General features: G+C 66.2%; 24 protein-coding genes and 1 pseudogene. 4 read left to right on the forward strand and 21 right to left on the reverse strand.

What is annotated here, in order from left to right; all coding sequences use genetic code 11:
- Window positions 1-271: 271 nt before the first annotated feature.
- The 15 genes from PST29_RS03195 to PST29_RS03265 form a co-directional block, all read right to left on the reverse strand.
- Window positions 272-571, reverse strand: coding sequence for a hypothetical protein (locus PST29_RS03195; RefSeq protein WP_060837317.1), 300 nt, complete (start codon window positions 569-571; stop codon window positions 272-274).
- Window positions 572-714: 143 nt separating this feature from the next.
- The gene (locus PST29_RS03200) at window positions 715-1,725 is read right to left on the reverse strand and encodes a FecCD family ABC transporter permease (protein ID WP_060837318.1); all 1,011 of its coding nucleotides are present in this window, start codon (window positions 1,723-1,725) and stop codon (window positions 715-717) included.
- Window positions 1,722-2,681 carry an ABC transporter substrate-binding protein gene (locus PST29_RS03205; protein ID WP_060842356.1) on the reverse strand — a complete coding sequence of 320 codons (960 nt, stop codon included), beginning with the start codon at window positions 2,679-2,681 and terminating at the stop codon, window positions 1,722-1,724. The genes PST29_RS03200 and PST29_RS03205 overlap by 4 nt, the downstream gene beginning before the upstream one ends.
- Entirely contained in the window at window positions 2,678-3,466 is a 789-nt protein-coding gene (locus tag PST29_RS03210; protein WP_060837320.1) for an ABC transporter ATP-binding protein, read from the reverse strand. The genes PST29_RS03205 and PST29_RS03210 overlap by 4 nt, the downstream gene beginning before the upstream one ends.
- 29 nt (window positions 3,467-3,495) lie before the next feature.
- Entirely contained in the window at window positions 3,496-5,631 is a 2,136-nt protein-coding gene (locus tag PST29_RS03215) for a TonB-dependent receptor (protein ID WP_060842357.1), read from the reverse strand.
- A gap of 154 nt (window positions 5,632-5,785) precedes the next feature.
- Entirely contained in the window at window positions 5,786-7,168 is a 1,383-nt protein-coding gene (locus tag PST29_RS03220) for a PepSY-associated TM helix domain-containing protein (protein ID WP_060842358.1), read from the reverse strand.
- Between the two features lie 99 nt (window positions 7,169-7,267).
- Window positions 7,268-9,400, reverse strand: coding sequence for a TonB-dependent copper receptor (locus tag PST29_RS03225; protein WP_060842359.1), 2,133 nt, complete (start codon window positions 9,398-9,400; stop codon window positions 7,268-7,270).
- 88 nt (window positions 9,401-9,488) lie between these two features.
- Window positions 9,489-9,899, reverse strand: a complete 411-nt coding sequence (locus PST29_RS03230) for a DUF2946 domain-containing protein (RefSeq protein ID WP_060837324.1) — start codon at window positions 9,897-9,899, stop codon at window positions 9,489-9,491.
- A gap of 57 nt (window positions 9,900-9,956) precedes the next feature.
- Entirely contained in the window at window positions 9,957-10,451 is a 495-nt protein-coding gene (locus PST29_RS03235) for a copper chaperone PCu(A)C (RefSeq protein ID WP_016968237.1), read from the reverse strand.
- Between the two features lie 49 nt (window positions 10,452-10,500).
- Window positions 10,501-10,899, reverse strand: a complete 399-nt coding sequence (locus PST29_RS03240; RefSeq protein WP_060837325.1) for a DUF2946 domain-containing protein — start codon at window positions 10,897-10,899, stop codon at window positions 10,501-10,503.
- 99 nt (window positions 10,900-10,998) lie between these two features.
- Window positions 10,999-11,289, reverse strand: coding sequence for an addiction module antidote protein (locus PST29_RS03245; protein ID WP_060842360.1), 291 nt, complete (start codon window positions 11,287-11,289; stop codon window positions 10,999-11,001).
- Between the two features lie 3 nt (window positions 11,290-11,292).
- Window positions 11,293-11,595, reverse strand: a complete 303-nt coding sequence (locus tag PST29_RS03250) for a type II toxin-antitoxin system RelE/ParE family toxin (RefSeq protein WP_060842361.1) — start codon at window positions 11,593-11,595, stop codon at window positions 11,293-11,295.
- Between the two features lie 173 nt (window positions 11,596-11,768).
- Window positions 11,769-12,497, reverse strand: coding sequence for a cobalt-precorrin-6A reductase (locus PST29_RS03255; protein WP_060842362.1), 729 nt, complete (start codon window positions 12,495-12,497; stop codon window positions 11,769-11,771).
- Window positions 12,494-13,591 carry a cobalt-precorrin-5B (C(1))-methyltransferase gene (locus PST29_RS03260; RefSeq protein WP_060837329.1) on the reverse strand — a complete coding sequence of 366 codons (1,098 nt, stop codon included), beginning with the start codon at window positions 13,589-13,591 and terminating at the stop codon, window positions 12,494-12,496. The genes PST29_RS03255 and PST29_RS03260 overlap by 4 nt, the downstream gene beginning before the upstream one ends.
- A 93-nt stretch (window positions 13,592-13,684) precedes the next feature.
- Entirely contained in the window at window positions 13,685-14,899 is a 1,215-nt protein-coding gene (locus tag PST29_RS03265; RefSeq protein ID WP_060842363.1) for a bifunctional cobalt-precorrin-7 (C(5))-methyltransferase/cobalt-precorrin-6B (C(15))-methyltransferase, read from the reverse strand.
- A 131-nt stretch (window positions 14,900-15,030) separates the two neighbouring features.
- Here PST29_RS03265 and cobG point away from each other — a divergent pair, with 131 nt between their 5' ends.
- From cobG to cobJ, 4 genes are read left to right on the forward strand one after another with little or no spacing between them, the layout of a single operon-like run.
- Window positions 15,031-16,344: a precorrin-3B synthase gene (gene cobG / locus PST29_RS03270; protein ID WP_060842364.1), complete on the forward strand. Its 1,314-nt coding sequence runs from the start codon at window positions 15,031-15,033 to the stop codon at window positions 16,342-16,344.
- Window positions 16,337-16,963: a precorrin-8X methylmutase gene (locus tag PST29_RS03275; RefSeq protein WP_060837332.1), complete on the forward strand. Its 627-nt coding sequence runs from the start codon at window positions 16,337-16,339 to the stop codon at window positions 16,961-16,963. Before cobG ends, PST29_RS03275 begins: the two co-directional genes overlap by 8 nt.
- Complete coding sequence (locus PST29_RS03280; RefSeq protein ID WP_060837333.1) at window positions 16,963-17,694, forward strand: precorrin-2 C(20)-methyltransferase; 732 nt, start codon at window positions 16,963-16,965, stop codon at window positions 17,692-17,694. The genes PST29_RS03275 and PST29_RS03280 overlap by 1 nt, the downstream gene beginning before the upstream one ends.
- On the forward strand, window positions 17,694-19,400 hold the full coding sequence (gene cobJ / locus PST29_RS03285) for a precorrin-3B C(17)-methyltransferase (RefSeq protein ID WP_060842365.1): 1,707 nt from the start codon (window positions 17,694-17,696) through the stop codon (window positions 19,398-19,400). Before PST29_RS03280 ends, cobJ begins: the two co-directional genes overlap by 1 nt.
- 54 nt (window positions 19,401-19,454) lie before the next feature.
- Here the strand turns inward: cobJ and PST29_RS03290 are convergent, their stop codons facing one another.
- The 6 genes and pseudogenes from PST29_RS03290 to purD all read right to left on the reverse strand — a co-directional run bounded on the left by PST29_RS03290 (window position 19,455) and on the right by purD (window position 25,820).
- Window positions 19,455-19,934 carry an SMI1/KNR4 family protein gene (locus tag PST29_RS03290; RefSeq protein WP_060842366.1) on the reverse strand — a complete coding sequence of 160 codons (480 nt, stop codon included), beginning with the start codon at window positions 19,932-19,934 and terminating at the stop codon, window positions 19,455-19,457.
- A gap of 124 nt (window positions 19,935-20,058) precedes the next feature.
- Window positions 20,059-20,502 (reverse strand): annotated as a pseudogene (locus PST29_RS32575) (CPCC family cysteine-rich protein); the annotation flags it as partial.
- A complete protein-coding gene (locus PST29_RS03300) occupies window positions 20,499-20,951 on the reverse strand; it encodes a hypothetical protein (RefSeq protein WP_060842368.1) in 453 nt (150 codons plus the stop codon). The gene PST29_RS03300 and the pseudogene PST29_RS32575, both read right to left, overlap by 4 nt.
- A 33-nt stretch (window positions 20,952-20,984) precedes the next feature.
- Complete coding sequence (locus PST29_RS03305; RefSeq protein ID WP_060837337.1) at window positions 20,985-21,581, reverse strand: MarC family protein; 597 nt, start codon at window positions 21,579-21,581, stop codon at window positions 20,985-20,987.
- A 63-nt stretch (window positions 21,582-21,644) separates the two neighbouring features.
- Window positions 21,645-24,431: a hybrid sensor histidine kinase/response regulator gene (locus tag PST29_RS03310; RefSeq protein ID WP_060837338.1), complete on the reverse strand. Its 2,787-nt coding sequence runs from the start codon at window positions 24,429-24,431 to the stop codon at window positions 21,645-21,647.
- Between the two features lie 99 nt (window positions 24,432-24,530).
- On the reverse strand, window positions 24,531-25,820 hold the full coding sequence (gene purD / locus PST29_RS03315) for a phosphoribosylamine--glycine ligase (protein WP_060837339.1): 1,290 nt from the start codon (window positions 25,818-25,820) through the stop codon (window positions 24,531-24,533).
- Between the last annotated feature and the right edge of the window lie 87 nt (window positions 25,821-25,907).

A 25,907-nucleotide genomic window follows, 5' to 3' on the forward strand; every position in this document is an offset into this window, starting at 1 on the left:
TCCATGAACTTTTGATTTTTTTTTCAGGCGGCAGATGCGGACTTCACAGGCTCGGTGAACACCTCGGCACTCGCCGAGGTGTTCACCGAGTCGGTACTGAAGGGGTGTTTTGCAAGGGATGTGCCGAGTCGCCGCAGGGCATGAAAACGTCGCTTCAGGCGCTGGGGCAGGGCGGTCGATGCCCCAAGAGGAGGCCTGGATCAGAGGATGGTGCGCAGGGATGCGTCATTGTGGTGCTGCCGCAGAGCGGCAGCCTTGGTCAGCGAGGGCTTCAGTTCACCCCAGGGAAGGAGTCGACGTATTTGATGGTGAAGTCGGGAAAGGAGTCGACGATCTGGATCTTGTAATCGGGATAGCTGTTGACGATCTTCCACTTGCCCGGCGAGTCGGCAAAGGAGTTGACCTGCTTGACCTTCAGGTCGGGAAAGGAGTTCACCACCTTGACCTTGTAGTCGGGGAAGCTGTTGACGATCTGGATGTTGCCGTAGATTTTCGAGACGTCGACCGAGGTGCCGGCCTGGGCGCCAAGGGCGGTGCCGAGCAGCACGGCCAAGAGTGCGGTTCTGAACATGAGACTCATCCTGAGAGATCCAAGCGCGCGATCTTAAAGCAAGGGCGACGATTGTAGGAGCTGGCTGGCCAGCGAAGAGGCCCTCGAACCTGGCACAAGGCTCAGGGGCGTCTTCGCCGGCCAGCCGGCTCCCGCTGAGTGGATCAGCGGCGGCGCATCAGGCCGATGAAGAACAGCCCGCCAATGGCCGCCGTGGCCACACCGATCGGCAGGTCCTCGGGGGCGATCAGGGTGCGGGCGGCGACGTCGACCCAGACCAGGAACAGGCTGCCCAGCAGCACGCACACCGGCAGCAAGCGGCGATGTTCGGCGCCCACCAGGCGCCGGGCGATGTGCGGCACCATAAGCCCGACAAAACCGATGGAGCCGCTGATGGACACCAGCACTCCGGTCATCAGCGAGGCGATCAGGAACACCTTCAGGCGCACGTTGCGCGCATTCAGGCCCAGGGTCACGGCGGTCTGCTCGCCGGCCATCAGGGCATTCAGCGGCCGCGCCATGCCCAGCAGCAAACCCAGCCCCAGCAGCACGCTGGCCGCGGGAACCGCCAGCAGTTCCCAGCGCGCCAGACCCAGGCCGCCGAGCATCCAGAACATCACCGCCGAGCTGGCCCGGTGATCGCCCATGAACAGCAGCAGGTTGGCCACCGCCATCATCACGAAGGACACCGCCACCCCGCACAGCAGCAGGCGGTCGCTGTCCAGGCGGCCGTTGCGGGCGGCGATCCCCAGGACCAGGGCCATGCTCAGCAGGGCGCCGACAAAGGCCGCCAGGGGCAGGGTCAGGAGGCCGATGACCTGTCCCAGGTGCAGCACCACGATCACCGCGCCCAGGGTGGCGCCGGAGGTCACCCCCAGCAGGTGCGGGTCGGCCAGGGGGTTGCGGGTCACGGCCTGCAGCACCGCGCCGATCAGGGCCAGCCCGGCGCCGACCAGAGCGCCGAGCAGCATGCGCGGCACGCGGATCAGCCAGACGATATGCTCCTGGCCCGGGCTCCAGTCCACCGTGCCCAGGCCCAGGGCCTTGTGCAGGAGAATCCGCCCGACCACCTCCGCCGGCACCCGCGCCGGGCCAAACCCCAGGGACAGCACACAGGACGCCAGCAGCAGGGCGCCCAGGCTCAGCAACAGCCAGGCATAGCGACCCTTGATCATTGGCCGTGGAAACCCTTGGCGAGGGCTTCTACCGCCAGCACGTTGTCGATCCCCGGGGTGGCCTGCACATAGGGAATGACGATGAAACGCTGGTTCTTGATCGCGTCGACCCCTTGCAGGGCCTGGTTGTTCAGGAGGAACTGCTGCTTCTGCTCGGCGGTGACTTCGCTGTAGTCGACGATGACGATCACCTGCGGGTTGCGTTCGACCACGGTTTCCCAGTTGACCCGGGTCCAGCTGGCCTCGACGTCGTCGAGAATGTTGCGCCCGCCGGCCGCATCGATCAGGGCCTGGGGCATGCCCAGGCGGCCCGAGGTCATGGCCCGGTCTTCGCCGCTGTCGTAGAGGAACACCCGGGGCTTGTCCTTGGGCAGGTCCTTCTGTACCTCGGCGACCTGCTCCTGCATCTGCGCGATCAGCGCGTTGGCCCGGTCCTGCACGTCGAAGATCCGACCCAGGTTGCGCAGGTCGTTGTAGGTGTCGTCGAGGCTGGCCGCCGGGCGCTTCATCACGAAGGCGCAGGACTCGGTCAGTTCGTAGACGTTGATCCCCAGTGGCGCCAGGGTCTGCGGCGTGAGGTCGCCGCCGACGCGCATGCCGTAGTCCCAGCCGGCGAACAGGAAATCGACGTTGGCGTTGAGCAGGGTTTCCACCGACGGGTACTTGGCCGCCAGCTCCGGCAGACCGTCGAGCAGGGTGCTCATTTGCGGGGTCACGGCCTTCCAGCCGCTGACGCCGCTGTAGCCCACCATGCGCGGCTTGAGCCCCAGGGCGAGCATCATCTGGGTCATGTTGATGTCGTGGCTGAGGGCGTGTTGCGGCGCCTGCTTGAAGGTCACTTGGCGGTCGCAGCTGTTGATCGTCAGCGGGTAGTGGGTGGCTGCGGCGAAGGCCTGGGCGGTGCCCAGTGACAGGGCCAGAAACAGGCTGCGGTGGAGCAGGGAGCGCAAGGTCATGGTTGAGTGATCCAGGTGATTCGTGGGTAGCCGGACAGGGGGTGGGCGTCGATCAGGGCCTCGACCCCGAAGACATTGCGCAACAGCTCGACCGTCAGTACCTCGGCGGGGGATCCGCTGGCGACGATGCGCCCGTGATCGAGGACGTAGAGCCGGTCGCAGAACGCCGCGGCCAGGTTCAGGTCATGGATGCTCGCCAGGGTGCCGATGCCCAGGCGCTTGACCCGTTGCAGCAGCTCCAGCTGGTAGCGCGGGTCGAGGTGATTGGTCGGTTCATCGAGGATCAGCAACTGCGGTCGCTGAGCCAGGGCCCGGGCCAGGATCACCCGCTGTTTTTCGCCCCCCGACAAGGTGGCGAACGCATGGTCCTCGAAGCCCAGCAGGCCCACCGATTCCAGGGCCTCGCGGGCGATGCGCCGGTCTTGTTCGGTGTCGCCGTCGAACAGGCCCTTGTGCGGCGTGCGGCCCATGGCGACCACTTCTTCCACGGTCAGGCCGAAGGCGTCGGGGAACTCCTGGAGCACCACGGCAATGCGCTGCGCGCACCAGCGCGGCGACTGCTTCCAGACGTTGTGGTGGGCCAGTTGCACCTCGCCCTGCTGCGGCTTGCTGAAGCGGTAGGCGCAGCGCAGCAGGCTGGTCTTGCCGCTGCCGTTGGGCCCGATCAGGCCGACGAATTCGCCGGCCGCCACCTGCAGGCTGGCCTCACGCAGTTGGAACTGGTGATGGCAGTGGCCCTGGCCCAGGGGGGTCCAGGCCAGGTTGGTGAGGTTCAGCGAGGTCATGCGGTGTCCGTAGGGTCCGGCCGGTGCGGTTAAAAGGTGTAGTCAGCGGTGACGAACAACGAGCGCGGCTCGCCGAGTATCCATTGCTGGCCGTCATTGTATTGGCTTTGTGCGTACTGGCGGTGAAACAGGTTGTTCAATTGCAGGCCCAGGGTGGTATTGGGCAGGGCTTTCCACGACAGGTTGGCGTCGACCACGGTGTAGCTGGGCAGTTCGTTGCGGTTGGCCATATCGGCGTAGCGCGCATCCACGTAGCGCACCCCGGCGCCGGCCCGCAGGTCATCGTTGAGGGCCTTGCTCAGCCACAGGTTGGCGGTGCGGCGCGGCACATCCACCGGGCGATTGCCATCGCGGGAGACTTGCACGCCGTTGACGTCCTGCTGGAAGTCGTCGTACTGGGCCCGAACGATGGCGGCGTTGGCCTGCAGTTGCCAGGCGTGGGGCAGTTGCAGCTCCAGGCTGGCTTCCAGGCCGTTGGAGGATTGCTGGCCCACTTGCTGTTTGCGGTTCGGCTCGCCGGGCACATCGGTCAGCAGCTTCTTCTTGACGATGTGGTAGGCCGCCAGGGTCCATTCGCCGCGCTGGTCCCAGAACGCCTGCTTGAGGCCGATCTCGGTCTGCCGGGCGCTGGACAGGTCGAACTGCTGCTGGCTCTTGCTCAGGGAAATCAGCCCGCCGACACCGTCGGTGCTGGTGGAGTACTGGCCGTATACCGAGGTGTCCGAAGTGACGGCGAACACCAGCCCGGCCTTCCAGTTGTTGCCGGTGAGGGTCTTGTCATCGCGCTCGTTCTTCACCAAGTCATCGCGATCGATATGCGCGTAGTCGCGGCGCACACCGCTCACCAGGGACCAGCGCTCGCTGAGTTGCAGGCGGTTTTCGGCGAACACCGACATCTGTTTGGTGGTGGTCTTGAATTGATCGCGGTAGGGGCTGTTGCTGGCGAAGTCGCCCGGTGCCGGGTGATACAGGTCCAGCGGTTGACCGTTGGTAACGCTGTCGGTGAAGGGCGAATTGCTTTTCAGGTGGAAGCGAATGCGGTTGTAGTCCACCCCGGTCAGGGTCTGGCTGTCGAGGCCGAACAGCGAGTGCCGGAGGGTGAAGGTCTGGCGGTCGCCGACCTGTTCCTGCTGGTGGCCGATACCGTAGTAACCGCTGCGGCTCAGTTGGCCGGTGGTCGGGTTGAAGTTGTAGTTCTCGGCGTTCTGCCAGCGGCGCTGGGCCTTGAGGTAGTACAGCTCGTTGCTGGCACTGAGGGTGTCGGAAATCTGCCATTCGCTGGTCAGGCGGGTCCACTGGTCGTTGTAGTGCTGCTGGTCATTGCGGATGTTGTAGTTCTTGTCCCGCAGGCTCTTGTGCAAGCGCCCGTCGATCAGCGGCGTGCCGAAGTTGTTCATCGGGTTCTGGTCGCCGTAGTCGTGGGCCAGGGTGAAGGCCAGGTCGTCGCGGGCTTGCCAGCGCAGGGCGGCACTGACGAAGTCGGCGCTGGAGTCGCCGCGGTCGATCCAGCCGTTGCTGCGCTCGCGGTTGAGGTTGAGCCGGTAGCTCAGGCTGTCGTTCAGGGAGCCGCCGCTGTCCAGGGCTTGTTGCTGGCGATCGAAGGAGCCGTAGCCCAGGCGCAGGTGGTTTTCGATCGCGCCGCTGAACGGCTTTTTCGGAATGCTGTTGATCACCGCACCGGTGGCGCCTTCGCCATACAGCACCGAGGCCGGGCCACGCAGCACGTCGACCCGCTCCACCGCCCAGGTGTCCACCGGGAAGGTCACGGTGCCCATGCCGGTGTACAGGCGGTTGCCGTCATACAGCTGCATCACCGAGCTCTGCCCGGTAAAGCCCCGTGCCGACAGCGAGGTGCCGCCGTCCCCCGGGGTGCCGGTGCGGCTGATGCCGGTGCTGCGTGATACCGCATCCTGAATGCTGCGATCGCCCCGGGCGCGGATCCGTTCGCCGCTCAGGCTGTCGGTGCTGGCCGGGGTTTCCAGGGCGCTGAGGTTCAGGCGCGAACCGGCGCGGGTGGGGGTGTTCAGGCTGACGCTGTCGTCGGTCTCGCTGGTCGCAGCCGAAATGGTGCCGGTAGGCAGGGTCAGGGACGAGGCAGATGGGGCCGCTTGGGCCAGGCAGGGCAGGGCGATCAGGCAGAGGCCGGGCAGCAGGGAGTTGTTCATCGGGACGCTGAATCACTTCTTCGAGGGGGTGCCCGCAGTGGGGGGACTGCGGGCCGGGATCTTACACGTTAGCGTTATAAAGTAACATTATAACTGTGCATGGCTAAGCTGCCGGGATTCTACAGAGCCCTCTGGAACACGCATCTCGGCTGATTCATGTTGAAGATGAAGCCGATTCAGGGCCGTGGTTGAAGCGTGACAGCAGCAGCCGATCCAGCAACCACACGGCAACCAGCGAGGCCCCGACCAACGGAAAGGCCAGGGCCAGCAACGCCATGATCAGGGTCGCGGTTTTCCATTTCGGCAGGTCATGGCGCAGCGGTGGGACGCCGAGTCGACCCTGGGGACGCCGCTTCCACCAGATGACGATGCCGCTCACGGCGCTGAGCAGGATCATCAGGCACACCACCAGCACCAGGATCTGGTTGATGCGGCCGAACATCTTGCCCTCATGCAGCATCACCCCAAGCTCCGTGGCCCGGGCCACGTTGCTGTAATGCTGCCAGCGCACGTCGGCCAGGACCTGGCCGCTGTATTGGTCGACATGCAGGGTGGCGTCGTGGCGCGGGTCATCGGCGAACACCGAAATGGTGAACACCCCGGTGGCGCTCTTGGGCAGGGTAATGCTGTAGCCCGGCGCCACCTGGCGCTGTCGAGCGATGTCCTGCACCGCTTGCAGGCTGACGCTCGGGGCCGCGGGAGCACTGTCGGCCCCGCTATGGGCCATGTGTTCGGCGTGGTCGCCGGACATCGGCATCGGCGTGTTTTCCAGCGCCCAGGGCACGGTCTGGCGCGTGGCGCTGTTGAGTTCCCGGGCCTGCTGGTCGGAGGTCGGTACATCGTTCCACATGGCCGCCGGGAAGCGGTTCCACAGGTCGGCGTACTGCTTGCCCCAGAAGCCGGTCCAGGTCATGCCGCTGAGCAGCATCAGCAGCAGGAATGCCGCGCCCCAGAAGCCCAGCACGCTGTGCAGGTCACGCCAGAACAGGCGGCCGCGGGCATTGAAGCGCGGCCATAGCACGCCGGCCGACGACTTGCCCCGGGGCCACCACAGGTACAGGCCGGACACCACCAGGACGATGCCCCACCCCGCGGCCAGTTCCACCAGGCGGTCGCCGACGGTGCCGATCATCAGTTCGCCGTGAATGGCCCGGGCCACGGCCTGCAGGTTGCGCTTGGCATCCTGCTCGCCGAGCACGTCGCCGTGGTAGGGGTCGATGAAGACATTCAGCTCCTGCCCCAGGTCCTGCACCACGAACTGCGCACTGCGCTCGGCATCGATGGGCGGCAGGTACTGCGTGATATGGCCCCGGGGGTAGGCCGCTTGCACCCGTTGCAGCAAATCGTCGGCGCTCAGCTGGTGATGACCGGCGGGCACCTTGAGCAGGCTGGGGTACATCAGCGGGTCCAGTTGCGGCTTGAACAGGTAGATGATGCCGGTCAGGGCCAGCATCACCATGAATGGAGCCACGAACAGCCCGGCGTAGAAATGCCAGCGCCAGGCCAGGTTATAGAAAGACACGTTGGGTCGACTCATCGGGGAACGCTCCGCAGGGCAGTGGATCTTTTCTTATGGGGACTGTTCGCCGGCCAGCCAGCTCCTGTGGCGAGGAGCCGGCGTGCCGGCGAACGAGGATCAGAAGCTCAGGTCGACCTTGGTCCACAGGGTGCGCCCGGGCTCCTTGATCGCCTGGGGATCACTGGCCGGGTAGCCGAAGCCGGCGTTGCCCGCCAGGTTCAGGTGTTCGGCGTAGGCCTTGCCGAACAGGTTGTCGACCCCGGTGCTGAGCTTGAGGTTCTTGGTCACCCGGTAGGCGCCGTTGAGGGAGAACACGCCGAAGCCACCGCTCTTGCCGAAGTCCTTGCCGACCACGTTGCCCTTGTTCAGGTCGACGCGGTTTTGCGCCGCCACCACCCGCCACAAGGCCCCGGCGCTCCAGTCGTCCTGGCTGTAGGTCAGGCCGAAGCGCGCATCCAGCGGCGGCATCTGCGGCAGGGCCTTGCCATCGCTGCTGTTCTTGCCCCAGGCGTAGGCCAGGGTCGCATCGGCTTTCCAGTTGGAGGTCAGCTTGTAGGCCGCGCCCAGTTCGCCGCCCATGATCCGGGCGTCGATGTTGTCGGCCCGGGAGGTGCTCATGTTCATCATCTGGGTGTTGTAGTCGAACAGGATGTAGTCACGCACCTGGCCGATGTAGCCCGAGGCCCAGGCTTCAAGGTCTTCGCTCTGGTATTGCAGGCCGAAGTCCAGCTGAGTGGTTTTTTCCGGCTTGATCGAATCGAAGGCATTCAGCGAGCCGGCCGGGCCCATTTTCGGCGAGAACAGCTCCCAGTAGTCGGGGAAGCGCTGGGTGTGGCCAAGGCCGACGTAGAGCGTGGTCGGGCTGTCGGCCAGGTCATGCTCGTAGCGCACGAAGCCGCTGGGCAGGGTATCGGCGCGGGTGTCGCCGGCGGTGGGGTTGGCGCGGCTCATCATTCCCGAGCCGATGCGCTCGCGATAGTCCTTGGCCGAGGCGCGGTCCAGGCGCGCGCCGGTGATCAGGCGATCACGCTCGGCGGCGTACCAGGTCAGCTCGCCGAAGGCGCCGTAGTTATGGAAGTCGGCGTCCTTGGTGCGAGGCAGTTGCTTGTAGGTGTCGATGCCGCTGCTGGCCCGGGCGCGATGCTCGTTGGTCTGGGCATCCAGGCCGCCGATCAGTTGCAGGTCGGCCCAGCGCCAGGTGGCCTTGATCCGCGCGCCGAGGGTGCGGCGGTCGACGTTGGAGGCCATGGGGCCGGCCATCATCCCGGTGCCGGACGGGGTGCGCAGGCTGTAGTTGTCCATCACGTGGTCGGCGTAGTTGTAGTAGACCTGGGCCTCGACCTTGTCCAGCACCTCGCCGAGGTTGGATTTTTCGAAACGCAGGCCCAGGCTTTCACGCTTGAACTGCGAGCCGTCCATGCCGCGCCCGGCGTAGCGGGCTTCACCGTCACCCTTGCCGGCGGTGAGCTCCAGCAGGGTGTCGGCGTCCGGGGTCCAGCCCAGGGCCACGTCACCGTTCCACTTGTCATAGCGCGAGGCCACGGTGTCGTTGTTGCCGTCTTTGTAATCGTCGGAATGGGCGGTGTTGCCGATCACCCGCACATAGCCGAGGGGACCACCGGCGGCCGCGTCCAGGGTCTTGTCGAAACGGCCGTTGGAACCGGCCAGCAGGCTGGCGTTGACCCGGGTGCCGAGCTCGCCGAAGTGTTCCGGTTCGCGCTCGAACAGCACGGTGCCGGCCGAGGCGCCCGGGCCCCAGAGCACGGTTTGCGGGCCCTTGATCACGGTCAGGCGGTCGTAGGTTTCCGGGGAAATGTAGGACGTCGGTGCGTCCATGCGTCCGGGGCAGGCGCCGAGCATCATGCCGCCGTTGGTGAGGATGTTCAGCCGCGAGCCGAACATGCCCCGCAGCACCGGGTCGCCATTGGTGCCGCCGTTGCGCACCAGGGCAAAGCCGGGAATGGTCTTCAGGTAGTCGCCGCCGTCACTGGCCGGGACCGGCTGGCGCGGGTCCTTGGGATTGGTGACCACGGTCAGCGGCGAGCTCGGGGCGACGGCGGTGATCACCGTCGGGCTCAGTTCGGTGCTGTGTTGGGCGTGCTCCATTGGCGCGTCGTCGGCCAGTGCCAGGGGGCTCAGCAGGGCGCCGCAGAGTACCGCCAGAGCACGGTTGAAATGCAGGCGGGCAGGGTTCAAGGCGAAGGGCTTGAATGGCTGGGCAACGCCCAGGCGAGAGTCAGCAGAAAACATAGATGTTCCATCGATCAGTCTTGAATGACACGGCCGCGGATACGCGCCTGTCGCGCTGACAGCCGGCCGTGTGAGATGAGCAGGGGACTCAGACGAGGATCGGTGGGGCGCGGGTCAGGGCGCCGGGGAACACGGTCTGCCGGGCGTGGCCCAGGCGCGTGGCGGGGATCAGGAAACCGCTGGTGGGTGTGGTCGCCAGTGCGGCGAACGACAGGCCCGAAGGCAGTGCCGGGCAGTTGAACAGCAGGCTGCAATAGCCGCACTTTTCCCAGAGCACATGCTGCTCGCCCTGGGACTTGCCCTGTTGGGCGTGATGCGGGCTTTCACCGTGACAGCCGGGCGCGCCGTCGCCCATGTCCATGGCGGAGGACATGTTCATCGGCGTGGTGTGATCCATCGGCATCGACTGGGAAATCAGCGGGCCGATAAAGATCATCAACATGGCGAACAGGCTGATCCAGCTGCCGCGTCGAACTCTCCGGGAGTTGCGACGCGGCACGGACCGCCCGCGGCCAGGCGCGTGCGGGGCGTTCACGGTCGAAGGGCCGGTCAGGGCTTACTGGTCGTGCATATGCCCTTGCATGGCGTCGGGGGCCTGCTTCTGCACGGCGACCTCAACCGTGACATTGCCGGACTTCTCGAAGTGCAGGGTCAGGGGGAAGCGCTTGCCGTCGCTGAGCAGGCTGCGATCCTTGAGCTCCATCAACATCACGTGGTAGCCCATGGGCGCGAAGGTCACCTCGCCACCGGCGGGAACCGCGACCTTGGGCACCTGCTGCATCTTCATCATGTCGCCCTGCTTGACGTGCTCATGCAGCTCGGCCCGACCGGCGATCGGCGAGTCGACACTGAGCAGGGTGTCGGCGTTCTTGCCCGGGTTGTGCACCACGAAGTACGCGGCCACGGTCGGCGCGTTCGGCGGCAGTTCCTGGGACCAGGGATGGGCGATCTGCAGCTCGCCGGCCTTGTAGTCATGGGCGTTGGCGAAGCAGGCAGGCAGCAGCAGTGCGGCCAGGAGCAGGGATTGCTTGACCAGGGATGGTTGAGACATGGCAGTTCTCCAGAACGATTCAAAGACGCAGATCACTTGCGAAACGGAATCATGCCAGAGGCGGTGCACCGGGGTTCAGGCTGGGCCATTGCTGGCGCAGGGTGAGCAGTTCGATCTTCGGTTGCGGCGCGCCCGGCTGGGCGGCGAAACGCATGAAGTTCAGCGGATGAGCATGGCCGGGCAGGGCCACCAGGGGCGCCGAGCCTGAGCAGCACCAGCAGTGCTGCATGTTCGAGTGGTCGTCGTTCTGCGGAGCTTTCTGCTCAAGCTTGCCCAAGGCAATGGCTTGCAGCTTGGTGCCGCTGGCGGAACAGAAACTGCCCCACAGCAGTTGCTCGTCCAGTCCCGCATCGCTGCGCTGCATGGCCCCGGAAAGCGGCATGGCAAGCATGTTGAACAGCACTGCGAAGCAGGCGATCCAGGCAAATGCGAGCCGTTGTCGGGACATGGGGACGATCCGTCGGTTGAGCGATCAGGCGGGTATTTAGCCTGATCGCCGTGGATAAGTAAAAAAGCAGCGTATGCGGTGTGGTGTCGCAGTGCCAGTTCAGGCCGGGCTGACGTGGAGCTTGAGTCCGAGCGCTTTCATGACCTTGATGATAGTTGCGAACTCGGGATTGCCCTGGCTGCCCAGGGCCTTGTACAGGCTCTCGCGGCCCAGGCCGGTATCGCGGGCGATCTGGGTCATGCCGCGGGCGCGGGCGATATCGTTGAGGGCGGCGCGGATCAGCTTGCCGTCGCCGGTGTCTTCCTCGAAGCAGGCGTCGAGGTAGGCGACCATGTCTTCAGGGGTCTTGAGGTACTCCGCCGCGTCGAAGCGGGTGACTGGGGTGTGCATGTTTCAACCCTCGCTCTTGAGGTCGTGGGCCAGTTGCCTGGCGCGTTGGATATCGCGTCTCTGGGTGTTCTTGTCACCGCCGATCAACAACAGGTAGATCACCGTGCCCCGGCGCGAGAAGTACACCCGGTAGCCGGGACCACTATGGATGCGCATCTCGTAGACGCCTCCACCCAGTGCTTCGCAGTCGCCGAATCGGCCCAGTTGGGCGGCGCGGATCCTGGCCAGTACACGGGTTTTGCCTTGCGGATCCTTCAGGTGCAGGAGCCAGCGGCTGAACTCCAGGGTCTGCTCGAAGACGTACATGGCGAATGTATTCCTTGGGATACAGCGTGGCAACCCATTTGCCCGCCTAGAGCTCAATCAGGCGACGAGCGGAGCCGGCGCCATTGAGACTGTCCAAGGAGGCTAAAGCATGGGGTTGGTAGCGCGCTGCCAGGGGCTTCCCAAGTGTTTGTGGGGCGCGGCGGTTTTGCCTGTCAGGTTTTGTCCGGCGAGTGCAGCGCCTGCAGCAACTCGGCCACGCTGGCAAAGTGGCGGTCGGCCTCGGGCAGCTTTGGGCGCTTGAGCACCAGCACCGGTATGCCCCGCTCACGTGCCACCTCCAGCTTGGGCTCGGTGGCGCTGCTGCCGCTGTTCTTGCTGATCAGCACATCGATGTCCCGACGTGCGAACAGTTGGCGCTCGTCTTCGATCAGGAAAGGCCCACGGGCACCGATGACTTCGCAACGCTCGTTGCCGGGGCAGCTTTCCAGGGCGCGCAGGGTCCAGAACTGCCCCGCAGGAATCTCGTTCAGATGCTGCAACGGCTCGCGGCCCAGGGTGAACAGCGGCCGCTTGAAGGGCCGCAGGGCCTCGACCAATGCCTCCCAGCCGGCGATCTCGCGCCAGTCATCGCCCGGTTGCGGCTGCCAGGCCGGGCGCCGCAAGGCCCAGCAAGGCACGGCTGCGTGCTGTGCCGCAGCCACGGCATTGGCGCTGATCTGCGCCGCGTAGGGGTGGGTGGCATCCAGCAGGAGGCCAATGCGTTGTTCGCGGATAAAGCGCGCCAGGCCCTCGGCACCGCCGTAGCCGCCCACCCGCACCTGGCACCTGAGGTCGCTGGGCACCCGACCGACCCCGGCCAGGCTGTAGATATGTTCAGGGCCCAGGGTACGGGCGATGGCCAGGGCCTCGGTGACCCCGCCCAGCAGCAGGATGCGGCTCATGACAAGACTCCGGCGTGGCCAACGATGCCGCCCTGGCGGTCGATGGCGAAGACTTCCACCTGGACCTGGGCCGGCACCACGCTGCGGGCGAAGTCCAGGGCGTGCCGGCACACCGCGTCGCCCAGGGCGATCCCGGCGGCGCTGGCCATGGCCAGCGCCTGCTGGCTGGTATTGGCTGCGCGGATGGCCTGTTGCAGCTCGGCTCCGGCGCCCACCGCGGCGGCCCATTGCGCCAGTTGCGGCAGGTCGATGCTGGAATGGCGGCTGTGCAGGTCCATGTGTCCGGCGGCCAGCTTGCTGATCTTGCCGAAGCCACCGCACAGGCTGAGTTTATCCACAGGCACTTTGCGCAGGTGCTTGAGCACCGCGCCGACAAAGTCGCCCATTTCGATCAGGGCGATTTCTGGCAGGTTGTAGACCCGGCGCATGGTGTCTTCGCTGGCGTTGCCGGTGCAGGCGGCAATGTGCAGGTAGCCGTTGGTCTTGGCCACGTCGATGCCCTGGTGGATCGAGGCGATATAGGCCGCGCAGGAGAAGGGCCGGACAATGCCGCTGGTGCCCAGGATCGACAGCCCGCCGAGAATCCCCAGGCGCGGGTTCATGGTTTTCAGGGCCAGTTCGGCGCCGCCCTCGACATTCACCGTGACTTCGAAACCGCCGGTGTAGGCGTGCTCCTCGGCAAGCCGTTGCAGGTGCTCGCTGATCATCCGGCGTGGCACCGGGTTGATCGCCGGTTCGCCCACCGCCAGCACCAGGCCGGGGCGGGTCACAGTGCCCACGCCCTGGCCGGCGACAAAGCGGATTCCCGGCTCGCGGGTCAGGCGCACCTGGGAGTAGAGCAGGGCGCCGTGGGTCACGTCCGGGTCGTCGCCGGCATCCTTGAGGGTCCCGGCTTCGGCGCCCTCGGCGGTGCGGCGGCAGAACTCCAGGCGCATCTGCACCTGCTTGCCCTTGGGCAGGACGATCTCCACCGCATCGGCATTGACGCCCCCCAGCAGCAGGCGCGCGGCGGCCAGGCTGGTGGCGGTGGCGCAACTGCCGGTGGTCAGGCCGCTGCGCAGGGGCGCGGGCTGCTCGGCCGTTTCCTCACGCATGCCGCGGCCTCCGTAGCAGCGAGCAGGCTCGCGAAGGACGCACGGCGGTGTTTGGGGAGGACGCGTTGGCGGGCCGGATCGCTCCAGGAAGACTCATGGCAGGTCCAGGGGTTTGTGCAGGTCCAGCAGGGTGATCGGCAGGGCCTGGCGCCAGGTATCGAATTCCCCCAGGGGCTGGGCCTGGGCGATATGGATGCGGGTCAGCTCACCGCCGTGCGTCTGGCGCCAGTGCATCAGGGTCATTTCACTTTGCAGGGTCACGGCGTTGGCCACCAGGCGTCCGCCGGGCTTGAGCCGTTCCCAGCAGGTTTGCAGCACGCCTTCGCGGGTCACTCCGCCGCCGATGAACACCGCATCGGGGCGCTCCAGTCCGGCCAGGGCCTGGGGCGCGCTGCCGCGGATCAGCTGCAGCCCGGGCACGCCGAGCACGTCGCGGTTGTATTCGATCAACTGCTGGCGGCCATCGTCGGCTTCGATGGCCAGGGCCCGACAACTGGGGTGAGCGCGCATCCATTCGATGCCGATGGAGCCGCTGCCGGCGCCCACATCCCAGAGCAGCTCGCCAGGCACCGGGGCCAGGCGGGCCAGGGTGATGGCGCGCACGTCACGCTTGGTCAACTGGCCGTCGTGGCGGAAGGCCGAGTCCGGCAGGCCGGCCAGTCGGGACAGTTGCGGCGTATCCGCTGCCGCCCGGCATTCGATGGCCAGCAGATTGAGGTCGGCCAGCGCCGGATCGCTCCAGTCATCGGCGGTGCTGTCCAGGCGCCGTTCCAGGGGGCCGCCCAGGTGCTCCAGCACCGTCAGGCGACTCGGGCCGAAACCGCGTTCGCGCAGCAGGCCGGCGATCGCCGCCGGGCTGTGGCGGTCATTGCTCAGCACCAGCAGGCGCACGCCGCTGGACAGCTGGGCATTGAGCGCGGCAATCGGTCGTGCCACCACCGACAGCGTGACCACGTCCTGCAGCGCCCAGCCCAGGCGAGCCGCGGCCAGGGAATAGGAAGAGGGGAAGGACACCACCTGCAACTCGTCGGCCGGCAGTTGCCGGGCCAGGCTGGCCCCTACGCCGAACAGCATCGGATCGCCGCTGGCCAGCACGCAGACCGGCGTTCCGCGCAGGCTCAACAGTGGTTCCAGGGAAAACGGGCTGGGCCACAACTGGCGCTCGCCGCGGATGCAGGCCGGCAGCAGATCTAGCTGACGCTGGCCGCCGACGATCCGTGAAGCGCCCAGCAGGGCGTGGCGGGCGTTCCTGCCCAGCCCCTTGAAGCCGTCTTCACCGATTCCCACTACTGTCAGCCAGGGCGACATCTATATTCCTCAAACCTAAGGTTCCGACCGGCAGGCTTTTCATGCCTTCGGACAAAGCAGGCATAATACCGCGCCTTCGCTGACGAAGCGCTTTTCCCACACTGCCGGTTGCCCCTTTGAACGAACGCCCAATGTCCACCGCCATCCGCCCCTCGGCCTGCCCGGGATTGCTGCGCATCGTCCCGGCGCTGGACGGCGGCATCTGCCGGATCAAGCTGGCGGGCGGGGTCATCAGCGCCGCCCAGGCCAGGGCGGTGGCCGAGGCGGCGCAGGCCTATGCCGGCGGCGTGATCGAGGCCACCAACCGCGCCAACCTGCAGATTCGCGGGATCGGTGTCGAGCATCAGGCGCTGATCGATGCGCTCCTGGCGGCGGGCCTGGGGCCGACCACCGCCGCCGGCGACGATGTCCGCAACCTGATGCTCAGCCCCGGCGCCGGCATCGACCGGCAAATGCAGATGGACACCCGCCCCCTGGCCGGGCAGATCCTGGCGACCTTGCAGAGTCACCCGCGCTTCCATGAACTGTCGGCCAAGTTCGCCGTGCAGCTCGATGGCGGCGAAGCCCTGGCCATGCTCGAACATCACCACGATCTGTGGCTGGCGGCGGTTGTGCATGACGGGCAGTTGCTGCTGGCCTTCGGCCTGGCCGGCAGTCCTGTGGATAAACCCCTGGCGGCGGTGCCCGAGGCACAGGGGCATGAGCTGCTGGTGGCGGTGCTGGAGCTGTTTCTCGAACTGGCCACCCCCGAGCAGACGCGGATGCGCCACCTGTTGGCGCAGATGCCGGTGGCGGATTTTCTCGCCCGACTGAACCTGCGCCTGAGCAGTCCCTTGCTGAACATCGATGGCTGGCAGCGTCCAGCTGCGGTTGCAGGGCTGCACCTGGGAACTTATCCACAGCGCGAGGGCGACCGGGTCTATGTCGGCGCGGTCGCGCCCCTGGGGCGCCTCGATCCCGTCATGCTCAAGGGCGCCGCGCAACTGGCCGAGCAGTACGGCGACGCCAGCCTGCGTTTCACGCCCTGGCAGAGCCTGTTGCTGCCGGGCATTGCCCCGGCGGACGCCGCCACCGTCACCGCCCGCCTGGAGCAATTGGGCCTGTTGTGCAGTGCTCGACAGTCCCTGGCCCACCTGATTGCCTGCACCGGCTCCAGTGGCTGCGGTAAGGCCCTGGCCGACACCAAGGGCGACGCCCTTGAGCTGGCGCAACTGCTGCAGCGCCACGGCCGGCAGGCGGCCGTGCACCTGTCGGGCTGCTCCCGTTCCTGCGCTGCCGCCCATGTGGCGCCGGCCACCTTGCTGGCGCTGGCCCCAGGGCGCTACGACTTGTATTTACGCGATGCAGCGCAGCCGGGGTTCGGCACGCTGCACGCACGCAACCTTTCTATTGCAGCGGCAGAGGCCCTGCTTGATGCCCGCCTACGGAGCTCCCTAGATGATTGATTACATCCGCGACGGTCAGGAGATCTATCGCAACTCCTTCGCGATCATTCGCGAAGAAGCGAAGCTGGATCGCATTCCGGCCGACCTGGAAAAACTCGCGGTTCGGGTGATCCACGCCTGCGGCATGGTGGAGGCCATCGACGGCCTGCAATTCTCCGCGGGCGCCGGCAAGGCCGGGCGTGATGCCCTGGCCGCCGGGGCACCGATCCTCTGCGATGCACGGATGGTCTCTGAAGGCATTACCCGGGCACGCTTGCCGGCCAACAACAAAGTGATCTGCACCCTGCGCGATGACAGTGTCCCGGAGCTGGCCCGAGAGCTGGGCAACACCCGTTCGGCGGCGGCCCTGGAACTCTGGCGTCCGCACCTGGAAGGCAGCGTGGTGGTGATCGGCAATGCCCCCACCGCGCTGTTCTACCTGTTGGAAATGCTCGATGCCGGCGCGCCAAAACCGGCGCTGATCCTCGGCTTCCCGGTGGGCTTCGTCGGCGCCGCCGAATCCAAGGCCATGCTCGCCGCCGACAGCCGTGGCGTGCCGTTCGTGATCATGCAGGGGCGCCTGGGCGGCAGTGCCATGGCCGCCGCCGCCGTCAATGCCCTGGCCACGGAGGTCGAATGATGCAGCAACCCGGACGTTTGATCGGCCTTGGCGTGGGCCCCGGTGATCCGGAACTGATCACCCTCAAGGCCTTGCGCCTGCTGCGCGAATCGCCGGTGGTGGCGTATTTCGTGGCCAAGGGCAAGAAAGGCAATGCCTTCGGCATCATCGAGGAGCATTTGCAGGACGCCCAGACCCTGCTGCCACTGGTGTACCCGGTGACCACCGAAGTGCTGCCGGCGCCGCTGTCCTACGAGCAAGTGATCAGCGATTTCTACGACGGCGCCAGCCAGGAGCTGGCGCTGCACCTGGATGCCGGCCGCGACGTGGCGGTGATCTGCGAGGGCGACCCGTTCTTCTACGGCTCCTACATGTACCTGCACGACCGCCTGGCCGAGCGTTACCAGGCCGAAGTGGTGCCGGGGGTGTGTTCGATGCTGGGCGGCGCCTCGGTGCTGGGCGCGCCCCTGGTGTATCGCAACCAGAGCCTGTCGGTGCTTTCGGGCGTGCTGCCCCATGAGGAGCTCAAGCGGCGTCTGGCGGACGCCGACGCGGCGGTGGTGATGAAGCTGGGGCGCAACTTCCCCAAGGTGCGCCAGGTCCTGGAAGAACTGGGGCTGGCGCAGCGGGCGCTGTACGTCGAGCGCGCCACCATGGCCAACCAGAAGATCGTGCCGCTGGATGAAGTGGAGCCGATGTCCTCGCCGTATTTCTCGTTGATCATCGTGCCCGGCGAAAGGTGGCAAGGCTGATGGCCCGTTCAATTCCGGCCATCGTCATCCTGGGCCAAGGCAGCCTCGACACCGCGCGGCAGATCCAGCGGCTGTACCCCGATTCGTTGATCCATGGTCTGGCGGAACGGGTCGAAGGCGCCGATCGGATCTACCACGAATTCGGCGCGACGCTGCGCCAGCTGTATCAACAGGACACGCCGATCATCGCCCTGTGCGCGGCCGGCATCGTCATCCGCACCCTGGCCCCGCTGCTGCTGGAAAAGGGTGCCGAGCCGCCAGTGCTGGCCGTTGCCGAGGACGGCAGCGCCGTGGTGCCGCTGCTGGGTGGCCTGGGCGGAGTCAACGTCATGGCCCGGGAAATAGCCGCCGGCCTTGGCGTGGCCGCGGCCATTACCACCAGCGGTGAACTGCGCTTTGGCACCTGCCTGCTGAACCCGCCCAGCGGCTATGCCCTGGGGGATCTGGAACTGGGCAAGCGCTTCGTCTCCGATCTGCTGGGTGGCGAGAGCGTGCGTATCGAAGGCGCCGCACCCTGGCTGGCTGCGGCCAAGCTGCCCGAGAACGATCAGGCCCGCCTGACCATCCGCGTCGGTTCCGCCGAGCGCGAACCGGCGGCCAACGAGCTGCTGATCTACCCCCGCAGCGTCCTGGTGGCCTGTCGTGGGCCAAGCGACGCGGGCCTTGCCACGTCCATCCGCCACGCCCTGCATCAGGCGCGCATCGCCGTGCAGTCCCTAGCCTGCCTACTGGCTACCGACAGCGACATGGCCGACCGCGGCCTGCACCAGGCGGCTGACGAGCTGGGGGTGCCGCTGCGCTTTCTGCCCGCCACCGGCAGCGTCGCCGAGCTGGCGCAACAGGCCGTGCCGCAATTGCTGCCACCGCTGAAGGTGGGTGACGACCTCGCCATCGCCGTGGCCAACCAGCCCCTGGACCCCGAACAGATCGGCCGGCCCCGTGGGCGCCTGGCGGTGATCGGCCTTGGCCCCGGCGCAGCCGAACTCATGGTGCCGGCGGTAAAAGCCGAACTGGCCCGGGCCAACGACATCCTGGGGTATGAAACCTACGTGCGCATGGCCGGTCCGTTCCGCGCCGATCAGGTCATGCACTGCACCGACAACCGTGAAGAAATGCAGCGCGCCCGCCATGCGTTCGAACTGGCGGCCCAGGGCCGTTCGGTGGTGGTGGTGTCGTCCGGTGATCCTGGGGTGTTCGCCATGGCCGCGGCGGTGCTCGAAGCCCTGCACGAATCCAGCGACCCGGCGTGGCACCGCGTGGACCTGGAAATCCTTCCCGGGGTTTCCGCGTCCCTGGCCACTGCCGCCCAGGCCGGCGCGCCGCTGGGGCATGACTTCTGCGTGCTGTCGCTGTCGGACAACCTCAAGCCCTGGGACATCATCGAGAAGCGCCTGGACCTCGCTTCCCAGGCCGATCTGGCGCTGGCCTTCTACAACCCGATCTCCCGCTCGCGGCCCTGGCAACTGGGCCGGGCCCTGGAGATCGTGCGCCAGCACCGTACGCCGCACACCCCGGTGGTGCTGGGACGGGATATCGGTCGTCCGGGGCAGACCCTGCGGGTCATCACCCTGGGCGAGCTGACCCCGGAGCAGGTGGACATGCGCACCATGGTGCTGGTGGGCTCTTCCACCACCTGCGTGTTCCCCCGGGCCGAGGGCGGCGAGTGGGTCTACACCCCGCGCTGGTACGGCCATAAACCCTTGTAGGAGCCGGCTTTCCGGCGAAGGCGCTCGCAAGATCGCCATCGCCGGCAGCGGCTTCTAGCGCGCAGGGTCCTCATCCTCATCCTCATCCTCATCCTCATCCATGTCCGTGGCGGTCAGCAGCCAGGTGATGAATTCGAAGAAGCTGGCCCATCTGGCAGGGATCCGGCCGGCGACGAAAGCTTCCCGGTCGCCCAGGTCGAAATCCCAGACGCCACCGCTGTCCTTGTCCAGCAAGTAGCCGCCTTCACCTTGCAGTGAGGTGAAGGCGATGAAGTTCTTGGGCAACTCCCAGACTTCATGAATGAACTCGGTGCACATCAGGATTTCATCACTGGGCCCGTCGATGTTCATCAGCACTCCGTAGCTCACTCGGTCTAAGAAGTCGGCGGGGTGACAGGCCAGGTAGATCTGGGCGAACTCGCTGTCCAGGGCTATCCCCAATGTTGCCAGCGCTCGGGTGACCTCGGCGGTGTCGGGGCGCGGGCGGAAGCGGGGCTGGGCTTCGATCAGGTTGACCAACTGCTGGGGAATCATGGGGTGTCCTTGCTGATGTGTGGCCACTTGTCCAAGGGCAGGCGGCCCTGCTGCCGGGCAAAGTGTTCCGGGCCTGGCCCAGGGTTTTGTGGTTGGGTCCGCTCAGCACATCCAGCGCTTCGCTGCCGTCGTCCTCCCAATGGCAGAGGTCGCAGATCTGGTAGTCGCCCCGCGCCGAGAGGGTTCGATAACCGCAGCAGGGACAGGCCTCCAGGTACTCGATGTCCGCGCTGACGGCGTAGTCGCCCAGTCCGGCTTCACGCAGGCAGCGCATCAGGTAGCGGTGGGTCACGCCGCGGTATTCGGCGCGCAGGGCGATCAGCAGCAGGACGTCGTAGCGCGGGGCCTGCGGGTCTTCCGGGGGCTCCGGTTGCGCCCTGAGCTGTTGTTGCAGGCTGGGTGGGAGTGCGGCGAACTCAAGGTCGTCGCTGTCTATTCCCCACCAGTTCAGGAGGTGGGAGGCGCGGGCGGCGGCGTCGAGGCCGGGCAACCGCTGGCGGCTGAGGAGGTCGATGGCGGCGGTGGCGGTCAGTTTTTTCATCGGGCTCGGTGGCAGTGCAAGGGTCATGGCCAGGCCAGGGTCAACTGATCGGGGCGCTCCAGAGGAATCTTCACGCTGACACCGGAGGTCGACTCGGCATAGAGGTGTCGGTCCTGGATCTCGACCCGGTTGAAGGGATTGGTGTCCCTCAGGACCAGCAGCCAGATCAGGGTCTCAGAATCTTTCTCCTGCAATGCCAGGAAACCATCCCCGCCATGCGCGGCACACTCGCCGGCCCGGGCCTGCAAGGCGCCGTTGCCGGCGACGCACAGCGCCAGGGTCGCGAGGCCCTCGCCGTCCTGATGAGCGTCGCAGTCCGAGGCCGGCAGCCACACTTTGTTGATCAGTCGGGGATGCTCATGGGGCAGCTCGAACAGGCAGTAGAAGCCCGAGCCCAGGGCGAGTGAGTTGTCCCTGGGGTAGCGTTCGTCCTGCCATCGTTGCTGGATGAGCTGGCGATCTTCATGGTCGGGCATGTGACATTCCTTGTCCGCTGGGTCGCGCCGCTGCTAGGGCACCAGATAGCCTTTGACCCCGGTGAAGATGATCTGCGCCGCCAGGGCGCAGACGAACAGTCCCATCAGCCGGCTGACGATCTGCAGGCCCTGGTCGCCGAGGATGCGTTCGATGCGGTTGGACAGGTACAGCACCACGCCCACGGTGAGGCTGGCCAGGGCGATGCTGAGGATGGCGGTGAGCTTGTCGTCCCAGTGCGGCTGGCTGACCCCCATCACCAGCAGGGCGCCGATGGTGCCCGGGCCCACGGTCAGGGGAATGGTCAGCGGCACTATGGTCACGTCCTGCTGCACGTTGTCGGTCTGCACCGCCGACTTGCCCTGGGCCATGCCCAGGGCGGAGATGAACAGCACGCTGCCGGCGCCGATGCGGAAGGCATCCACGGTAATGCCGAACACGCTGAAGATCACTCGACCGAACAGGTACAGCAGGACGCTGGAAACCAGGGTGGCGAGGGCGACTTTCCAGGCCAGGCGCCGGCGCTCCTTGGAGGAGTAGCCGCGGGTCAGGCTGATGAAGCACGAGAGAACGAAGAACGGGCTATAGAGCACCAGCATCTTCAGGTAAACGCTGAACAGCACGTGGAGCATGGTGGAAGCTCACGACTAGGGAGGGCGAGCGAGAGTTTAACAGGCGCCGCCCGGGCTGTCGGCTCAACTGGTGTGGGCGGCGCTGCGTTCGCGCAGATCGCGCTGGGTGACCCAGTGTTCCACCAGCTCGCGCAGTTGAGAGAGCTCTACCGGCTTGGCCATGTGCCCGTCCATGCCGGCCTGGCGCGCGCGCTCCTTGTGCTCGGCGAGGATGTGCGCGGTCAGCGCCACCACCGGGGTGCGCACCCGCTGGTTGCCCACTTCCCAGGCACGCAGTTGCTGAGTGGCGGAGAAGCCATCGAGCACCGGCATCTCGCAGTCCATCAGCACCAGGTCGTAGCGCTTGGCTTTCATCGCCTGCAGCGCTTCCTCGCCATTGCTGGCGGTGTCGGGCTGCAGGTTGAGTTTGCCCAGCATGCCGCGGATGACCTTGGTGGAGATGCTGTTGTCCTCGGCCACCAGGATGCTGAAGTCGCTGGGAACCGTGACCGGCTCAGGTCCTGGAGCCGGGGCCAGGGGCATGTTGTAGGGGGCGGCAGGGGCCTTGTCGCGCTGATTGAGTTCGTCGGCCAGGGTGGTCTTGAGGGTGTAGCCGGCCACCGGCTTGGCGAGGATGCGCTTGATCCCGGCATTGCGTGCAATCACCTTGCTCGGTGCGTTGCTGATGCCGGTGAGCATGATCAGCAGGATGTCGTGGTTCAGGCTCGGGTCTTCCTTGATCTTGGCCGCCAGTTGCATGCCGGTCATGCCGGGCATGTTCTGGTCCAGCAGCACCACATCGAAGTAGTCCCGCAGGTGCGCCTTGGTCCGCAGCAGGGCCAGGGCTTCCTTGCCCGAAGGCACGGCGCTGACGTTCAGGCCCCAGGCGCTGCATTGCTGCACCAGCACCTTGCGGCAGGTGTCGTTGTCGTCCACCACCAGTACCCGCGCGCCCTGCAAGGGGCCGTCGAGATCGGCGGTCGGGTGCTCCAGGCGCTCGGCGTCCAGGGGCAGGGTCAGCCACAGGGTGCTGCCCTGGTTGGTGCCGCTCTTGATGCCGAACTCGCCGTGCATCAGCAGGATCAGCTGGCGGGCGATCACCAGGCCCAGGTTGCCCCCCAGGCGGGTGGTGGCGAGGAAGTTCTTGCTGTGCAGTTCGGTGTGCAGCAGGGCCTCGCGCTCTTCGGCGTCCATGGGCTGGCCGCTGTCCTGCACGGCGATGCGCAGGCGCGGCTTGCTGCTGCGCTCGTCGATGGCGACGACGATCAGCACTTCGCCCTCGTCGGTCTTCTTCAGGGCATTTTCCAGCAGGCTCAGCAGCGCCTGGCGCAGGCGGGTCGGGTCACCGCTGATGACCCGCGGCACCTGGGGCTGGATAAAGCTGATCAGCTCGACGTTCTGCTGTTCGGCCTTGGCCCGGAAGATGCTCAGGCAGTCTTCGATCAGGGCGTTGAGGTCGAACTGCACGTCGTCCAGCTCGATCTGCCCGGACTCCAGCTTGGAGATGTCGAGGATCTCGTTGATCAGGGTCAGCAGCTCGTTGCCGGCGCTGTGGATGGTTTGCACGTAGTCGCGCTGCTTGACCGACAGCGGGGTGCCCAGCAGCAGCTCGGTCATGCCCAGCACGCCGTTCATCGGGGTGCGGATCTCGTGGCTGATCTTGGCCAGGAACTCGGCCTTGGCATTGACCTCGGCGGTGCTGGCGGCCAGATCGCGGCTGACGCTGAAGCGGTTCTCGGTGATGTCGCGCTGGCGTTCGCCCAGGGCGACGCTCATCAGCAGGCCGGCGACGCAGACCACGCTGAGCAGGGTGACGATCAGCCCTTGCGGGGCCACCAGGGTCAGGCCCAGCAGGGCCGGGAGAATCACCAGGGTGCCGAGGTTGAAGATCACCATGGCGGTGACGAACAGCCGGGCCGGGCGATAGCCCTTGTGCCAGTGATAGCCGCCGACGAACAGCATGCTCAGGCCGGCCAGGGCCACCAGGCCGTAGGTGATGATGTTCAGCGGCAAGGTGTTGACGAACAGCAGCAACAGGCCGAACAGGCTGATCAGCAGGATATTGCCCAGCAGCAAGCGGTTCAGCGGGTGCGGGCCCAGCGGGGCGAAGAAGCGGTAGGCGAACATCATCCCGCAGGGCGCGGTCAGCAGCAGCGCCAGGTAGGCGCCCGGGGTCTGCAAGGCTTGCCAGTCCGGCAGCCACGGGCCGAACAGGTTCAACAGCATCAGCAGGCTGAGGGTCAACAGCCCCTCGCAGGCCGCCAGCCACAGGCTGCTGCGTGAACGGGTGTAGGCGAAGCGGGTGAGGTTATGCAGGATCAGCATCGCCAGGCAGCCGAACAACAGACCGTAGATCAGGGTCTGGCTCTGGTCGGCGGCGCTCATCACCGCCGATTGCAGGGTGATGTAGGGGCGCAGTTCGTGTTCGGACACCAGCCGCAGGTAGACCTCCAGCGGCTTGGCGCTTTGCGGCAGCGGCAGCATGAAGTCGCTGCTGGGCAGGGGCTTTTCCGTTTGTGGCTGGCTGGAGCCGGTGTTCACTTGCTCGATCAGCTTGTCGCCGTCGAGCACGTAGAGATTCAGGTGGGACAGGTCGGGGGCGAAGATCCGCAGGAGCTGTTCGTGGGGCCCGGGTTGCAGCTTGAAGCGCAGCCACAGCGCGCCATCGGGTTCGGCGGCGGTCAGCTTGTCCAGCTCGATGGGGCTGAACTGGTTGGTGTAGCGCGGGGAGCGGATGTCACTGAGCTGCAGATCGGCCTGTTCGTCGAGCAAAACCGCCCAGCCACTGCCTTGAGCGGCCAGAGCCGGATTCAAGCAGAGCAGGGTCAGCAATGTGACGGTGAAGCCTAGGGCAATCCTGAGCCAGCGCACGGCGAAATCCCTTCATTGGTTGATGCCTGATTATAACTATGCGCGGCGTAATGACCGCACGGCAAGGGCACCGGGCCCTTGCCGGGGACAGGGGCAGCTTTACTCCTGACCGCGCTCACGGGCAATGGCTCGGTAGCCGATGTCCTTGCGGTAGAAGCAGCCTTGCCAGTCGATCTTGGCCGCCAGGCGGTAGGCTTGCTGCTGGGCCGCGTCGACGCTGTCGCCCATGGCGGTGGCGCAGAGTACCCGGCCGCCGGAGGTCACGATCTGACCGTCCTTGAGCGCGGTGCCGGCGTGGAACACCTTGCCTTCCAGGGCCGCCGCCGCGTCCAGGCCGGTGATGACCGCGCCCTTGGCGTAGTCAGCAGGATAGCCGCCGGCTGCCAGGACGATGCCCAGGCTCGGGCGTGGGTCCCACTGCGCTTCGACCTTGTCCAGGGCCTGGGCCAGGGCGGCTTCGACCAACAGCACCAGGCTCGACTGCAGGCGCAGCATCACCGGCTGGGTTTCCGGATCGCCGAAGCGGCAGTTGAATTCGATGACTTTCGGGTTGCCGGCCTTGTCGATCATCAGGCCTGCATAGAGGAAGCCGGTGTAGACATTGCCTTCCTCGGCCATGCCGCGCACGGTGGGCCAGATCACCTGATCCATGACCCGCTGGTGCACTTCGGCGGTGACCACCGGTGCTGGCGAGTAGGCGCCCATGCCACCGGTATTGGGGCCAGTGTCGCCGTCGCCAACGCGCTTGTGGTCCTGGCTGGTGGCCATCGGCAGCACGTTCTTGCCGTCGACCATGACGATGAAGCTGGCTTCCTCGCCGTCGAGGAACTCTTCGATGACCACGCGGGAACCGGCTTCGCCGAAGGCATTGCCGGCCAGCATGTCGCGCACGGCTTCCTCGGCTTCGGCCAGGGTCATGGCGACGATCACGCCCTTGCCGGCGGCCAGGCCGTCGGCCTTGATCACGATCGGGGCGCCCTTTTCCTTCAGGTAGGCCAGGGCCGGCTCGATTTCGGTGAAGTTCTGGTAGTCGGCGGTCGGGATCTTGTGGCGCGCGAGGAAATCCTTGGTGAAGGCTTTCGAGCCTTCCAGCTGCGCGGCACCGGCAGTCGGACCGAAGCAGTCCAGGCCGCGGGAGCGGAACAGGTCGACCACGCCAGCCACCAGCGGCACTTCTGGACCGACGATGGTCAGGGACACATTCTTCTCGGCGAAATCGGCCAGTTGCTCCAGGGCCAGGACGTCGATGGCGACGTTCTCGCACTTGGCTTCGATGGCGGTGCCGGCGTTGCCGGGGGCGACGAATACTTTTTCGACCCGTGGGTCCTGAGCGACTTTCCAGGCCAGGGCGTGTTCGCGACCGCCGCTACCAATGATCAAAATGTTCAAGTCAGACTCCTTCGGAGGAAGCTACAAGCCGCAAGCTGCAAGTGAAGAGCAATTCTTATCGCCCTGCCGTGCTGCGTGCGGCTCTGA

Origin of the sequence: Pseudomonas sp. St29, from assembly GCF_001547915.1 — a bacterium.
Lineage (GTDB): Bacteria > Pseudomonadota > Gammaproteobacteria > Pseudomonadales > Pseudomonadaceae > Aquipseudomonas.